The organism is Uliginosibacterium sp. 31-16 (assembly GCF_030730865.1).
GTDB lineage: Bacteria > Pseudomonadota > Gammaproteobacteria > Burkholderiales > Rhodocyclaceae > Uliginosibacterium.
Genome location: NZ_JAVALZ010000001.1, coordinates 1,501,033 through 1,514,206, shown reverse-complemented (window position 1 = coordinate 1,514,206; position 13,174 = coordinate 1,501,033). Strand labels below are relative to the sequence as shown.

Sequence of the window (13,174 nt, the reverse complement as noted above, 5' to 3'; positions counted from 1 at the left end):
AGCGTTTCTTATCTCATTCCGGCGGCGGGCTGGAATTTGTTCGCTACAAGCGGTTTGGCATCGGTCTGCGGCACATGACATTGTGTGCAGAAATAGCGGCGCGGTGAAATGTTGGAGAGCTCGGTGCCTTCGCGGGTCTTGAAGTGGGTGACGCTGACCTTGGTCGCGCCCGTATCCTTGGTGCGGTTCCAGGCGTGGCAATCCATGCACTTGTTGAAGTTCTTGGTGATGTTGTAACCCTTCACCGTGTGCGGAATCAGGGGGGGCTGCTGCACGAAATCGCGCGGCAGGGGCGGCTGGTCACGTTCGTTGCGGAAGTTGTCGGACGTCGCTTCCGGCCCCTGGATGTCCACGCCGCGCAGGGTCTGCAGCTTGATGGGCTCAAAAGGCTTGGCTTCGGGAGCGGCCTGCAGTGACAGCGGAGCCAGCAGCAGGCAGGTCGATAGGATCAGCATCAGTTTTTTCATTGTTCGCTCCTGTTGAACCGGCTGCCGAGCCGGAAAACATCTTGACTACATACATCGATACAACGCCCGCAGTTGGTGCAGGCGCTTTCCAGAATCACGGGATGGGTCTGTCCTGCCGCCTTCAGTGCCGGACGGATTACCTGCGGCTCGGGACACACGGCAAAACAATCCATGCAGTCGTTGCAGGCGCTGCGCCGATGGGCGGAAACCCTCAGCAGCGCGACCTTGCCGAGCAGGCCGTAAAACGCCCCCATGGGACAGACATGGCCGCACCAGCCACGCCCGGCGAGCAGCAGGTCGTAGAGAAAGACGCCGATCACGAACACCCAGGCGGCGCCAAAGCCGAAAACGAGGCCACGCATGAGCATGGACACCGGATTGACCCATTCCCACACCAGCCTGCCGGTGATGGCGGCAGCCAGCAGCACCGCGCCGAGCAGCCAGAGACGCGTGGCATCGTGCGGCGTGCGGCCGCCCTTGAGCCCCAGGCGACGACGCAGCCAGCTGGCGGCATCGGTGACCACATTCATCGGGCATGCCCACGAGCAGAACACCCGGCCACCAACCAGCAGATAGAAACCGAGCACGATCAGGACTCCGGTGATGGCGCTCACTTCCGGCCAGTGCCGTGCGGCCAGCATCTGCGTGAAAACGAAGGGGTCCGTCAGCGGCAATACGTCCAGCGTCAGGCTGGCGGCAAGATTGCCCTTGACGATCCACCAGCCGAACAATGGCCCGGCAAGAAATGCGGCAAGGATGCCGAGTTGCGAGCCACGCCGCAGCAAAAGCCATTTGTGCGCACGCAGCCAGCCTTTGGCGGCGATGGCTTCAACACCGGGGTGCTGAGCGCTCATGGCTGGCCTCCCGGCGCGGATTGTCCATCCAGCCCGCGCACCGGCAGCTTCACCTGATCGCCGATCAGCGAACCGCCCGCCTTGCTCTTCTCTTCCCAACCCCGGCGATAGTGATCAGCGGGGGCGCCGCGGGCGATGTGCGCAGGCAGCACCTTGATCGCGGCCTCGGGCAGGATGCAGCTCTTCTCGCACTTGCCGCAGCCGGTGCAGGTATCGGCATGCACGGTAGGAATCAGCATGGCATGCCGGGTGGTGGCCGGACCTTCGCGCTCCTCACGCGGGTTGCGGCGCATCTCCAGGGTGATGGCCTTGTCAATCACCGGGCATACGCGGTAACACACGTCGCAGCGCATACCGAGAAAGTTGAGGCAGTTCTCCTGATCGATCAGCACCGCGATGCCCATGTCGGCCTGGCGAATATCGGTAAGGCCATGATCGAGCGCACCACTGGGGCAGGCCTTCACACAAGGGATGTCCTCGCACATCTCGCAAGGAATGTCACGGGCAGTGAAATAGGGGGTGCCGCTGACCACGCCGTCGCCCGGCGTGGCGAGCCTGAGCGTGTCATAGGGGCAATCGCGCACGCACAGGCCGCAGCGGATGCAGGCGCCGAGGAAGGCATCTTCCGCCAGCGCACCGGGCGGGCGGATGGCCTGCGCCGGCAGCGCCCGGGCCTGCTTCGAATAGAGGCCGACACCCATGGCGAGCAGGCAGGCGCCACCAGCCGCACCGGCCATTTCCTTGAGGAAACGGCGGCGCGGGGCGCTGGCGGCTGGCTTGGCGGGCTCGCTCATCACGTGTCACGCGTCACGAATCAGCTGTCACGCATCAAGCGCGCGTCACCTTCACTGCGCACTTCTTGAAGTCCGTCTCTTTCGAGATCGGGCAGGTAGCGTCGAGCGTGAGCTTGTTCACCAGGCGGCCTTCGTCGAAGAAAGGCACGAAGATCAGCCCGACCGGTGGCTTGTTGCGGCCATGGGTTTCGATGCGGGCGGTGATCTCGCCACGCCGCGAAGCAACCTTGACCAGCATGCCGCGCTGCAGCTTGCGCTTGGTGGCGTCGTCCGGATGCATGTAGATCACCGCCTCGGGCACGGCCTTGTGCAACTCAGGCACGCGACGCGTCATCGAGCCGGTGTGCCAGTGCTCCAGCACGCGGCCGGTACACAGCCACAGGTCGAATTCCTTGTCCGGCATTTCGGGCGGATTTACGTAGGGCAGCGCAAAGATCACGGCACGACCATCCTTGTGACCGTAGAACTTCACGCCCTCGCCTTTCTTCACGTACGGGTCGTAGCCCTCGCGGAAGCGCCACAGGGTTTCCTTGCCATCCACCACCGGCCAGCGCAGACCGCGGGCCTTGTGATAGACGTCGAAGTCCGCCAGGTCGTGGCCATGACCGCGACCAAATTGTGCGTATTCCTCGAACAGCCCTTTTTGCAGATAGAAGCCGAAGACCTTCGACTCCTCATTCATGTAGCCCTTGATGGCGTGACCATTGGTCTTCTCAAGCTCGGCAAGCGGGAATTTGTTCACCACCTTGTTGGCATACAGCACATCAAAGAGGGTCTTGCCTTTCAACTCGGGCTTCTTGGCAATCAGCTCAGCCGGCCACACTTCCTCGACCTTGAAGCGCTTGGAGAACTCGATGTACTGCCACAGATCCGAACGCGCATCGCCCGGGGCCTTGACCTGCTGGCGCCAGAACTGGGTGCGCCGCTCGGCGTTGCCGAATGCGCCTTCCTTCTCGGTCCACATGGCGCTGGGCAGGATCAGGTCGGCAGCTTGCGCCGACACGGTGGGATACACATCGGAGACGACCACGAAGGCCGCCGGATTGCGCCAGCCCGGATAGACCTCGCCGTTGATGTTCGGCCCGGCCTGCATGTTGTTGGTGGTGCTGGTCCAGTAGCACTTGAGCTTGCCATCCTTCAGCGCGCGGCTCTGGGCCACGGCGTGCAGGCCGACCTTGTCGGGAATGGTGCCTTCGGGCAGCTGCCAGATTTCTTCGGCGTGCTTGCGGTGCTCGGGATTGGTGACCACCATGTCGGCCGGCAGACGGTGCGCAAAGGTGCCGACTTCCCGCGCAGTACCGCAGGCGCTGGGCTGGCCGGTGAGCGAAAACGGGCTGTTGCCGGGCTCCGAGATCTTGCCCACCAGCAGGTGGACGTTGTAGATCATGTTGTTCACCCAGGTCCCACGGGTGTGCTGGTTGAAGCCCATGGTCCAGAAGGAGATCACCTTCTTCTTCGGGTCGGCATACAGCTCGGCCATCTTCTGCAGCTTGGCCGCTGGCACGCCGGAAAGTTTGCTGACTTTCTCCAGCGTGTATTCAGAAACAAATTTCGCGAACTCCTCGAAGCTGATCGGGGTGGCCTTGCCGACATCGCCCTTCGGTTTGCCGTCGGCGCCCGGGTAGCCGTTGTTGGTGGCGTTCTTTTCCAGATCGTGGCCAGGGCGCAAGCCGAAACCGATGTCGGTCTCGCCCTTCTTGAAATTCACGTTCTTCTTCACGAAATCCAGATTCACCTTCTTGTTCTGGATGATGTAGTTGCAGATGTAGTTGAGGATCGCCAGATCGGTGTTGGGCACGAAGACCATGCCGTTGTCGGCCAGATCGAAAGAACGATGCTCGAAGGTGGACAACACATGCACCTGACAGCCCTCATGGCTGAGGCGGCGATCGGTGATGCGGCTCCACAGGATCGGGTGCATCTCGGCCATGTTCGAGCCCCACAGCACGAACGCGTCAGTGGCTTCGATATCGTCGTAGCAGCCCATCGGCTCGTCGATGCCGAAGGTGCGCATGAAACCTGTCACCGCGCTGGCCATGCAATGGCGGGCATTCGGATCAAGATTGTTGGAGCGGAAGCCGGCCTTCCACAGTTTGGACGCAGCGTAGCCTTCCCAGATGGTCCACTGCCCGGAGCCGAACATGGCAATCGAGGTCGGGCCGGATTCCTTCAGCGCGGCTTTCCACTTCTCCGCCATGATGTCGAAGGCCTTGTCCCAGCTGATCGGGGCGAATTCGCCATCCTTGGCGTACTGGCCGTTCTTCATGCGCAGCAGCGGCTGGGTTAGGCGATCCGCGCCGTACATGATCTTGGAGAGGAAGTAGCCCTTGATGCAGTTCAGCCCGCGGTTGACCGGCGCGTCCGGGTCGCCCTGCGTGGCCACGATCTTGCCGTCCTGCACCCCGACGAGCACCGAACAGCCGGTTCCGCAGAAGCGGCAGGCGGCCTTGTCCCAGCGCACTTCTCCGGGTGCCACCCGGGTGGCGGTCGCCGCGTGGGCCAGCGGGCTGCCCACGGCGGTTGCGGTGGCGGCGGCCAGCGCCTGGGTCTTGATGAATTCGCGTCGGGTCAGAGTCATGCCTGCGTCTCCTGTTCGTGTCTTTTCTTCGAGCTGCTCATGGCTGCCGACAACTCGGCCGGGGTGACCTCGTCGTCGGTGTATTCGTAGGCCAGGGTGGTACCCAGCACGGCGGGTTCGATCGACACCGCCAGGATGGAATCGCTGACGGCATAACCTTCACCATCTTCGATCATGACGATCAGGCGCCCGCCGTCCGGCGTCGTGCCATGCAGACTGACGCCAGGAATCTGCGCCAGCCGCGCAGCAATGGCCTCGGCCTGCTCCGGACGCACCCGCGCCAGCAAGGTTACGATCTTCATGTTGTCTCCCGCACCGCCATGGATACCCGATCAGCTTAGCTATCAGCACCGGAATGGCGCATGAAAAGCACCCGCAAGGGAACTGCCCCACACTGGTGCCAGCAGGGCTGATTGAAAGCCGGGAAACAGGGCGGCTCCTTGATTCGAGTCAAGAATGAAAAGAGCCCACATCCGGCAAGGCTTTGCGCAGCTAGGTGATTACCCGTACAGGGGCGTGCAGCGGGCCTTTCCGGCACACCACCCCGCAAAGCAGCCCGCGGTCTTGCTGTGCAGGCGGGTATGCTGGAGATGCCCGCCAGAAGCGGCTCTTCAGCCACGCGCCGGAACGGACTGATCACGTCCCAAGGTCGGGCTGTCATATTCCTGCAGGAAATGGCGCGCTAAGCTCGGCGCACAACAACATGTTCGGAATGCACCATGTCCCGCCTGATTGACAGCCTGATCCACCACAACGCAGCACGTGAGCCCGAGCGTCTGGCGCTCAAATACGCCGCCCTGCGCCAGACGCCCTTCAACTTCCTGCGTGGCACCTGCCATCTTTTCAATGCCGCCATGCCCGCCGACAAGGCCTTCGACAAGGCGCCCCTGGCATGGACCTGCGGCGATCTGCATCTGGAAAATTTCGGCAGTTACAAAGGCGACAACCGTCTGGTCTATTTCGATCTGAACGATTTTGACGAAGCCACGCTGGCCCCTGCGACCTGGAGCATCGTGCGCTTCGTAAGCAGCGTGCTCGTCGCGGCACCCGGCCTGCATTTCAAACATGAAGACGCCCTTGAGCATGGCAGCGCCTTTATCGACGCTTATGCCGATGCGCTGAGCGCTGGCAAGGCACGCTGGCTGGAACGCGACACCGCCGAAGGCCTGATCCGCGAGCATCTGGAAGACCTGCGCGAGCGCAGCCGCAAGGATCTGCTCGACAGCCGCACGCGGCGCCGGGGCAAGCAGCGCAGCCTGCGCACGGATGGCGACAAGGCGCTGCCGGCCAGCGACAAGCAATACGCACAAGTCGCAGCGCTACTCGACAACTTCGCAGCCCGGCAGGAAAACCCGGAATTCTTCAAGGTTCTGGACATCGCGCGGCGCGTCAGCGGCACAGCCAGCCTGGGGCTGGAACGCTATGTCATCCTGGTGCGCGGCCGTGGCGCTCCGGACGAACACTATCTGCTTGACCTGAAGGAAGCCCCTCTTTCCACGCTGACCCCGCACCTGCATACGCCGGAGCCTCGCTGGGGCTCTGAGGCAGAACGCGTCATCGGTGTGCAGACGATGATGCAGGCGATCCCGACGGCATTCCTTCATCCGGTCGAACTCGGCAAACGCAGCTGTGTGCTACGTGAGCTGCAGCCCTCACAAGACCGCATCAATCTCGACCGGTGCGCCGGCAAAACCCGCCAGTTCCGCGAGCTGCTGGTCCAGATGGGTCAGCTCGTTGCCTGGGCACAGCTGCGCAGCAGCGGGCGCAAAGGCGCCGCCAATGCCGACGCACTGATCGAGTTCGGCACCAAACGCAAATGGCGCAAGCGCATCATGGCGCTGGCCGAAATTGGCGCCGGGCAGGTCAATGCGGACTGGAAGATTTACTGCCAGGCCTACGACGACGGCGCTTTCAGGCCATGAGCGACATGGCTCAGGTGCGCACGCGCGGCGGCAGGGTCTTGAGAATCGCCAGACGCTGGCGGTAATCACGCATCGCCCGCGCCAGCAGCGCAGTCTGGCCGAGCTTGCCCATCGCCAGCAGCAATGCCCCCGCCTGTGTCAGCGCGGGGACGAACGCCGCGAGGCACAGCAAGACCAGCGCCATCAGCTCGCTGGCGAGCTGGACTCGCTGCCAGCGCTCCGGCACGATCTGATGCAGCAAGGGCAGACGGGCCCGCGCCTTGTTGGCACGCTGCCAGTGCAGCCAGATCAGGAAGGGCACGATGCGATACAGCATCACGCTGACCGTGCCGCCCCCCAGGCCGGCCAGCGCCAGCACGCCGAAGACCACGCTCCAGCGCGGATCTGGCGAAAAATGCGCCAGTGCCCCGAGCACCGCCAGCAGCACACTGATCGCCGCCACGCCCAGCCAGCCCCAATGGAAAGCGTCGCGCTCGCCGCGCTTTGATGCCCGCACGCGCTGCGCCGTCAGAATGCCAAACCCCAGCCCAAGCAGCGTCAGCAGCACGCAGGCGGCGCTCGCCAGCCAGCCAGTTTCCAGCCACGCGGCGGCACTGCCCAGCAGCAAGGCAAGGAGCAGTCCGCGCGTGGCCCAATTCCACTGGCGGGGATACGCTTGGGTTACGTGAAACATCGGCACCACCACGCTGGCCACGCTGACAACCAGCCCGCTCACCCAGCCAGCGATCCCCCACAGCGCATGCCAATCAACGATGACCATCAGCGGCAGCGGCCAGCCAAACAGCAGGACGCCCAGCAGCACGGCACCCAGTGTCAGCGTACCGCCCAGCGCGAGCGCACTGCGTCGCAGGGCCGCCACCATCTCGCTGCGCAAGGGCTGATGCCACAGCGACCAGGCCAGCCGCACGCCTGCCGCCAGCAGGCTGCCCAACAGCAGCACACCGGCGCTGGCGAGCCACAGCGGGCCACCGAAGAGGAAGCCGCCAGCGAGCGCAAACGCCCCCGCCAGCAGCGCAAACAGGATCAGCCAGTCCAGCCCACCCCAGCGCGGCAGGGCCAGGCCGCAAGCCACCGGCACAAACTGATACAGGGCGCCGAGCATCACCGGCATCAGCCCCCCCAGCGCGAACAGATGCACTGCGGCGAGCGCCGCCGGATGCCAGCGCGTGAACAGGGCCTCGGGCTGCCACACCAGCAGCAAGGCCGCAGCCAGCATGCCGAGAAGGCCCGCAAGCATACTGGCGAAGGTCAGCCCGGGCGGAGGCGATGCTTCAGTCGAAACGAGCTGCATCTCAGCCTTGCCGGCTGATGCAGATGCGGAACTGTTCGTAACCGCTGAAATCTTCACGCGCGACCTGCCACGCAAAGCCACGCTCGCGCAGCAGCTCATACAGAGGGAAGGGTTCGCGATGAATCAGCACCTCCAGCGTTTCACCCGCCGGCAATTCATCCAGCGCCGCCAGGGTGCGCTCGAAGGGCTCGCAGGGCGGCAGGCCACGGACATCCAGCAGGATGCTCATGCTGCTTCACGCCGGGCAATGACCTGCGCCGACAGCTCCGCCGCCTGCGCACCGGCGGATTGCAGGGCCGCCGGGTAGAGGATGTGCTCTTCCTTCATGTTGTGTTGCTGCAGCAGGATCAGCAGCGCCTCGCCATGACCACGCACACCTTCGCCATCCTGTTCGCTCATGTCAAGGCTCAGGTCTTCGAGCAGATCGCGAACTTCGTCGTGCTCCATGCGCATCACGCGGGTCGGCCCGCATGTCATTCCGCTCGCCGCCTCGAACGCAGGGAACAGCACCTCTTCCTCGGCCGCAAAATGCGCCAGCACATCCTTGCGCAGGCTCTGGAAGGCGCTGCCTGCGCCTTCCCAGTCGCCCGCACCGGCGAGCTGCCGCAGTGCCCCCAGCAGCGCATCGCAATCGCGATGATCCGCCATCAGGTATTGATCGAAAGTTGTCGTGCTCATTGTCTTGTCCATGCAGGGAGTGTGGGCGCAGTATGAAAAACCACGCGGCAAGCTGTAATTGACTCGGGTCAATCGGCACACCCCCACTGCAGGACAAAGGCGCGCTATTCAGAATTAGCGCCGCCTCTCAGGCCGCATCCCAGCTTCGGGTTTCTGTCTTTTCACTCCGCTCCACCCAGGCAATGCAGGATTTTTTGCTTCCGGTCAGATCACAAGCTCCCCGCTCACAGATAAAATGAGAATGATTCTTATTTGTGAGCCGTATTGTGCTGGAGCGCTATCACCGCGAATTACTGAGCTTTCTGATCCGTCAGGTCAACGACCATGACGCAGCCGCTGACCTGGCGCAGGAAAGCTGTCTCAGGGTATTGACGCTACAAAGCAGCGGGCAAACGATTTTCGACGTGCGTGCCTTTCTTTACCGTACGGCACGCAATCTGCTCATTGATCAGTCCCGTCGCAAAGCCGTGCGCCAGCACGAAGCACTGGATTCCATGCCAGAAGCGCAGCATCCACCTGCGCCACGTCATCTGCAGCCAGAAGAAGCGCTGGCTTCGCGTCAGAACATCCACGCTTACACGACCGCAATCGAGGCACTACCACCACGCTGTCGTGAAGCTTTCGTGCTGCACATCTTCGAAGATCTCAGCCAGGCCGAGGTAGCGCAGCGAATGGGGATATCAGTCAGCATGGTCGAGAAACACATCGTTCGAGGCATGCTGACCTGCAAGCAATGTCGCCACACGCTGATGCCCGAAGCCTCGACCGGCGCTGAGTCACCCCGCTCCGGACTATAGTCCGCCGACGTCCTCCTTCAAAACGGCCGGATATCTGAGGAAATATCCTCCTCCGTGCGTCTACCTCCTGAGAGCCATCCTCATCCCCATCATGAATCTGCGTTGCAACGAATTTACTCATGCCCCGGCCCCGGCCCCGGCCCCGGCCCCGGCCCCCGACCCCGACCCCGACCCCGACGCAGAAGCGTCCGAGTTCGAGGCCTTTGCATTGACACAGAATTCGGCAGATATCCAGGCCGCCATCTGGGCGTTGCGCAAGCGCAGCGGCCTGAACCCAGCTCAGGCGGCCGCGTTGGCTGACTGGCTGGCTACAGAACCCCGGCACGTCAGGGCTCTGGATGACATGGCACATACCATTGATGAACTTCAGCAACTATCTGCCAGTGAGCTGACAGCACTGAAGCGCAGATACTCTGCTGACAAGCCCGCCGCACTCCAGCCCGCGCGGAAGCCGGCGCCTCTCTCTCGCTCTCGCTGGTGGCATGTCCTGCATCAAGGCTACTGGCCACAGGCGGCCTTGACGACCACTGTTTTTGCATTGTGTGCGGCGGTCTGGCTCGGCGGTCTGTGGTGGCAGCAGCGCCCTGTTTTTGAACACACCTACGCCACTGCACGTGGTCAGCAGTTGAGCCTGACTCTGCCGGACGCCCCCGGCCAGGGAAGCACGCTGCAACTGGACGCAGCCAGTGAGGCGGCGGTGAGCCTGTACCGCGACCGACGGGAAGTCCGTCTGCAGGAGGGGCAGGCCATGTTCGCCGTGCATCCGGATGCACAGCGCCCCTTCCACATCTGGGCTGGCAATGTCCGCATCACGGTGGTGGGGACACGCTTCTCGGTACGCCACAGTCGCAGCGGACGTAATGCTGGCCAGACCGTAGTGGAGGTCGAGGAAGGACGGGTACGGGTCGCTCCAGCCAACACTGACACTCAGGCTGCTCTGGAGCTGGTTGCCGGACAACGGCTTGTAGCCGACGGACAAGGCAATCTTGGTGCGGTAATCACAATGCAGACGACGGCCGTAGCCCCTTGGCGCAGCGGCCGCGTGAGTTTCGATCAGACACCACTGGCCGAGGCCATCGCGGAATTCGAGCGCTATGGTTACACCGGCCTGATCGTACGCGACCCTGTGGTCGCAGCCCTGCCCGTGGGCGGCAGCTATTCCCTGCACCAGCATCAAGAATTCGCCAGGGTGCTGCCGGAGCTTTTGCCAGTGCGCCTGCGACGACACGGCGAACTCACCGAAATAATCGCGCAAACAAAATAAATAGAAAAGATTCTCATTTGCAACATGAGGATCAGGGGAGGGTGCTGCGTCTTCATCGGCAGGAGGACCTTCAGGCGTAGTGCCGGGTCCGGCAATCAACCACCGATGCAGGAGTTCTCAACCATGCGCGCAGCGCTGCTGAAGAAGCGTTTCACCCCCACACCTCTGGCGATGGCCGTCGCTCTCGTTCTTGCCGCTGGCGGAGCCAGCACAGCCCATGCCCAAAGCAGCATTCCGGCCGCCACGGCAGCGTCCGGCACCATCCAGATCCCGGCGCAAGCTCTTGGACAGGCGCTCAATGAACTGGCTCGTCAAGCGGGTCTGCAACTAAGCTTCCCGGCCGACTTGGTGGCCGGCAAAACGGCACCGGCTGTTTCCGGACAGCTCACACCACGCCAGGCGCTGGAACGTATGCTCGCAGGCAGCGGACTGGAAGCAAGCGTGAATGGGGCTGCCGTGGTAGTGAAAAAGGCCACGCCCCCCGCCGCGGGGACCGACGCCAAAGAGCTCGCCCCCATCGCCGTCATGGGCCTGCGGGCCAACCGAGTTTCCAAAGGGGCGACTGGCCTGCCAATGGAAATCAAGGAAACCCCCCAGAGCATCAGCACGCTCGATGCTGCTGAAATCCGCGACTACGGCGTCACTGGCAGCAACAAGGCCGTGGAAATGGTCACCGGCCTGAATGTCGAACAGTACGAAACCAACCGCGCCACCTTCAACTCTCGCGGTTTCGAAGTCCAGCTGACCCAGATTGACGGCCTTGGCATGACCAATAGCTGGGGTACCGTCGTCGGTCAGCAGGACACCTATCTGTTCGACAAGATCGAAGTCATCCGCGGGGCCAACGGACTGCTGACCGGGGTCGGCAACTCCTCGGGCACCATCAACTATGTACGCAAGCGCCCCAAGAACACGGACGGCGGCGAAATCAGCCTGGGCGGCGGCTCTTACGACAAGAAACGTCTGGCTCTCGACTACAACAAGGTATTGACCGAAGACGGCGGCATCGCCGGCCGGGTCGTACTGATCCATCAGGACAAGGACTCCTGGATCCGCGATCTGAATGACCGCAACACAACCCTGTACGGCGTGCTGGACAGCCAGATCGGCAGCAATGGCGTGCTGAGCGTTGGCGTCACGCATCAGGACAATCACCAGAAATCGCCGATGTGGGGTTCGCTGACCCTGAATTACCTGAACGGTGGCGATCAGGCGAGCTTTGACACCAGTTCGTCCACTTCGCAGAAATGGACCTTCTGGGACACCAAGGCCACCAGCGCATTCGCCGAATACACCCATTTCCTCGGCAGTGACTGGGAAGCCAAGCTCACCTACAACCACCGTCAGGCCGAGGAAGAAACACGCCTGCTCTATGCCTACTCACTGTCAGGTGGCCTCAATGCCGACAACACCGGTCTGGTCGGCTGGCCCTACGGCAGCTTCGCGAAAACTGACAGCAATCTGCTCGACGCCAACCTCAGCGGCAGCTTCAAGCTCTTCGGTCGCAAGCACGAACTGATCGCAGGCCTGAGCCATTCCACGGAAAAAACCGAGACCGACACCTTTGCCGTCGATGCCGCCCACATGCTCCTGCCGCTGCCGGCCTTCCCCTATGACGGCAACGTATACGCCGAGCCCGATTGGGGGCCGCGCACGCCAAGCACCGGTGGCGAACAAGCCCTGACCCGCCTCTATGCGGCCTCGCGCCTGGCGGTCACGGACGATCTGCGGGCAATCCTGGGCATCAACTCCGTGAAACTCGCACGTGAAGGCAGCTCGCGTTACGGTTCGGTCACCACCACCACCGACTACCCCGACACGCGAAAATCCAGCCCTTACGCGGGCCTGACCTACGATTTCACACGCAATCTGCTGGGCTATGTGTCTTATTCGGATATCTTCCAGAATCAGGATCAGACCGACTACAGCGGCGCCTATCTGGCTCCGATGAGAGGCGTCAATCGCGAAGTCGGGGTCAAGGCCGACTGGCTGGACAAGCGCCTGCTCACCAGCTTTGCCGTGTTCAGCGCCAAGCAGGCCGGACTGGCAACCTACGACGGCATGACCGGCAGCGGCCAGTATGCCTACGTGCCGAAAGATGTGAAGTCCAGCGGCTTCGAAATTGAAGCCAACGGCAAGCTCGGCCGCGACACCCGCGTAGCACTCGGCTTCACCCGCCTCAAGCTGACCGGCCCGGATGGCAATGACATCTACGAATGGGTGCCGCGCAGCACGCTCAAGGCACGCGTTGACAGCAGCCTGCCAACATTGCCCGAGCTGCGCATGGGGCTCGCCACACGCTGGCAATCCGATGTGCGAAAGGATGGCGGCGCCCGGCAGGATGCTTATTTCATCGCAGATGCATTCACCAGCTACCAGCTCACGAAAGACCTCACCGCGCGCCTGAACATCAACAACCTGTTCAACAAGAAATATGTAACGGGGGTTGCTTATGGCGCGATTTATGGCGAACCGCGCAGCGCCTATCTTTCGCTTGATTACAAGCTCTGAACGCAGATCCACCCCCTC

Annotated in this window: 12 protein-coding genes; 4 read left to right on the top strand and 8 right to left on the bottom strand. The window is 62.6% G+C overall.

The window, feature by feature from the left end:
- Positions 1–8: 8 nt before the first annotated feature.
- From Q9Q94_RS07080 to Q9Q94_RS07060, 5 genes are read right to left on the bottom strand one after another with little or no spacing between them, the layout of a single operon-like run.
- Positions 9–467 (bottom strand): nitrate reductase cytochrome c-type subunit, encoded by a 459-nt coding sequence (locus Q9Q94_RS07080; protein WP_305979324.1) that lies wholly within the window; start codon positions 465–467, stop codon positions 9–11.
- Positions 464–1,321: a quinol dehydrogenase ferredoxin subunit NapH gene (napH, locus tag Q9Q94_RS07075; protein WP_305979323.1), complete on the bottom strand. Its 858-nt coding sequence runs from the start codon at positions 1,319–1,321 to the stop codon at positions 464–466. Before napH ends, Q9Q94_RS07080 begins: the two co-directional genes overlap by 4 nt.
- On the bottom strand, positions 1,318–2,115 hold the full coding sequence (gene napG / locus Q9Q94_RS07070) for a ferredoxin-type protein NapG (protein ID WP_305979322.1): 798 nt from the start codon (positions 2,113–2,115) through the stop codon (positions 1,318–1,320). The genes napH and napG overlap by 4 nt, the downstream gene beginning before the upstream one ends.
- Before the next feature lie 34 nt (positions 2,116–2,149).
- Positions 2,150–4,693, bottom strand: a complete 2,544-nt coding sequence (gene napA, locus Q9Q94_RS07065; RefSeq protein ID WP_305979321.1) for a nitrate reductase catalytic subunit NapA — start codon at positions 4,691–4,693, stop codon at positions 2,150–2,152.
- Positions 4,690–4,995, bottom strand: a complete 306-nt coding sequence (locus Q9Q94_RS07060; RefSeq protein WP_305979320.1) for a chaperone NapD — start codon at positions 4,993–4,995, stop codon at positions 4,690–4,692. Before Q9Q94_RS07060 ends, napA begins: the two co-directional genes overlap by 4 nt.
- A gap of 417 nt (positions 4,996–5,412) precedes the next feature.
- Here Q9Q94_RS07060 and Q9Q94_RS07055 point away from each other — a divergent pair, with 417 nt between their 5' ends.
- Complete coding sequence (locus tag Q9Q94_RS07055) at positions 5,413–6,615, top strand: DUF2252 domain-containing protein (RefSeq protein WP_305979319.1); 1,203 nt, start codon at positions 5,413–5,415, stop codon at positions 6,613–6,615.
- A 10-nt stretch (positions 6,616–6,625) separates the two neighbouring features.
- On the opposite strand, the gene Q9Q94_RS07050 is transcribed toward Q9Q94_RS07055, so the two are convergent.
- The 3 genes from Q9Q94_RS07050 to Q9Q94_RS07040 are packed head-to-tail and all read right to left on the bottom strand — an operon-like array spanning position 6,626 to position 8,584.
- Positions 6,626–7,906: a hypothetical protein gene (locus Q9Q94_RS07050; RefSeq protein ID WP_305979318.1), complete on the bottom strand. Its 1,281-nt coding sequence runs from the start codon at positions 7,904–7,906 to the stop codon at positions 6,626–6,628.
- Between the two features lies 1 nt (position 7,907).
- A complete protein-coding gene (locus tag Q9Q94_RS07045) occupies positions 7,908–8,135 on the bottom strand; it encodes a DUF2249 domain-containing protein (RefSeq protein ID WP_305979317.1) in 228 nt (75 codons plus the stop codon).
- Complete coding sequence (locus Q9Q94_RS07040; protein ID WP_305979316.1) at positions 8,132–8,584, bottom strand: hemerythrin domain-containing protein; 453 nt, start codon at positions 8,582–8,584, stop codon at positions 8,132–8,134. The genes Q9Q94_RS07045 and Q9Q94_RS07040 overlap by 4 nt, the downstream gene beginning before the upstream one ends.
- 254 nt (positions 8,585–8,838) lie before the next feature.
- Between Q9Q94_RS07040 and Q9Q94_RS07035 the strand changes: the two genes are divergently transcribed.
- The 3 genes from Q9Q94_RS07035 to Q9Q94_RS07025 all read left to right on the top strand — a co-directional run bounded on the left by Q9Q94_RS07035 (position 8,839) and on the right by Q9Q94_RS07025 (position 13,156).
- Positions 8,839–9,381 carry an RNA polymerase sigma factor gene (locus Q9Q94_RS07035; RefSeq protein ID WP_305979315.1) on the top strand — a complete coding sequence of 181 codons (543 nt, stop codon included), beginning with the start codon at positions 8,839–8,841 and terminating at the stop codon, positions 9,379–9,381.
- Between the two features lie 91 nt (positions 9,382–9,472).
- The gene (locus Q9Q94_RS07030; protein WP_305979314.1) at positions 9,473–10,645 is read left to right on the top strand and encodes a FecR family protein; all 1,173 of its coding nucleotides are present in this window, start codon (positions 9,473–9,475) and stop codon (positions 10,643–10,645) included.
- A 123-nt stretch (positions 10,646–10,768) separates the two neighbouring features.
- A complete protein-coding gene (locus tag Q9Q94_RS07025) occupies positions 10,769–13,156 on the top strand; it encodes a TonB-dependent receptor (protein WP_305979313.1) in 2,388 nt (795 codons plus the stop codon).
- The last annotated feature ends 18 nt before the right edge of the window (positions 13,157–13,174 follow it).

What these genes read in the sequence shown, in the direction of transcription:
- Q9Q94_RS07040 (WP_305979316.1), bottom strand. Translation starts at nt 8,584, where the DNA reads ATGAGCACGACAACTTTCGATCAATACCTGATGGCGGATCATCGCGAT.
- Q9Q94_RS07060 (WP_305979320.1), bottom strand. Translation starts at nt 4,995, where the DNA reads ATGAAGATCGTAACCTTGCTGGCGCGGGTGCGTCCGGAGCAGGCCGAG.
- Q9Q94_RS07045 (WP_305979317.1), bottom strand. Translation starts at nt 8,135, where the DNA reads ATGAGCATCCTGCTGGATGTCCGTGGCCTGCCGCCCTGCGAGCCCTTC.
- Q9Q94_RS07025 (WP_305979313.1), top strand. Translation starts at nt 10,769, where the DNA reads ATGCGCGCAGCGCTGCTGAAGAAGCGTTTCACCCCCACACCTCTGGCG.
- Q9Q94_RS07055 (WP_305979319.1), top strand. Translation starts at nt 5,413, where the DNA reads ATGTCCCGCCTGATTGACAGCCTGATCCACCACAACGCAGCACGTGAG.
- Q9Q94_RS07050 (WP_305979318.1), bottom strand. Translation starts at nt 7,906, where the DNA reads ATGCAGCTCGTTTCGACTGAAGCATCGCCTCCGCCCGGGCTGACCTTC.
- napA (WP_305979321.1), bottom strand. Translation starts at nt 4,693, where the DNA reads ATGACTCTGACCCGACGCGAATTCATCAAGACCCAGGCGCTGGCCGCC.
- napG (WP_305979322.1), bottom strand. Translation starts at nt 2,115, where the DNA reads ATGAGCGAGCCCGCCAAGCCAGCCGCCAGCGCCCCGCGCCGCCGTTTC.
- napH (WP_305979323.1), bottom strand. Translation starts at nt 1,321, where the DNA reads ATGAGCGCTCAGCACCCCGGTGTTGAAGCCATCGCCGCCAAAGGCTGG.
- Q9Q94_RS07080 (WP_305979324.1), bottom strand. Translation starts at nt 467, where the DNA reads ATGAAAAAACTGATGCTGATCCTATCGACCTGCCTGCTGCTGGCTCCG.
- Q9Q94_RS07030 (WP_305979314.1), top strand. Translation starts at nt 9,473, where the DNA reads ATGAATCTGCGTTGCAACGAATTTACTCATGCCCCGGCCCCGGCCCCG.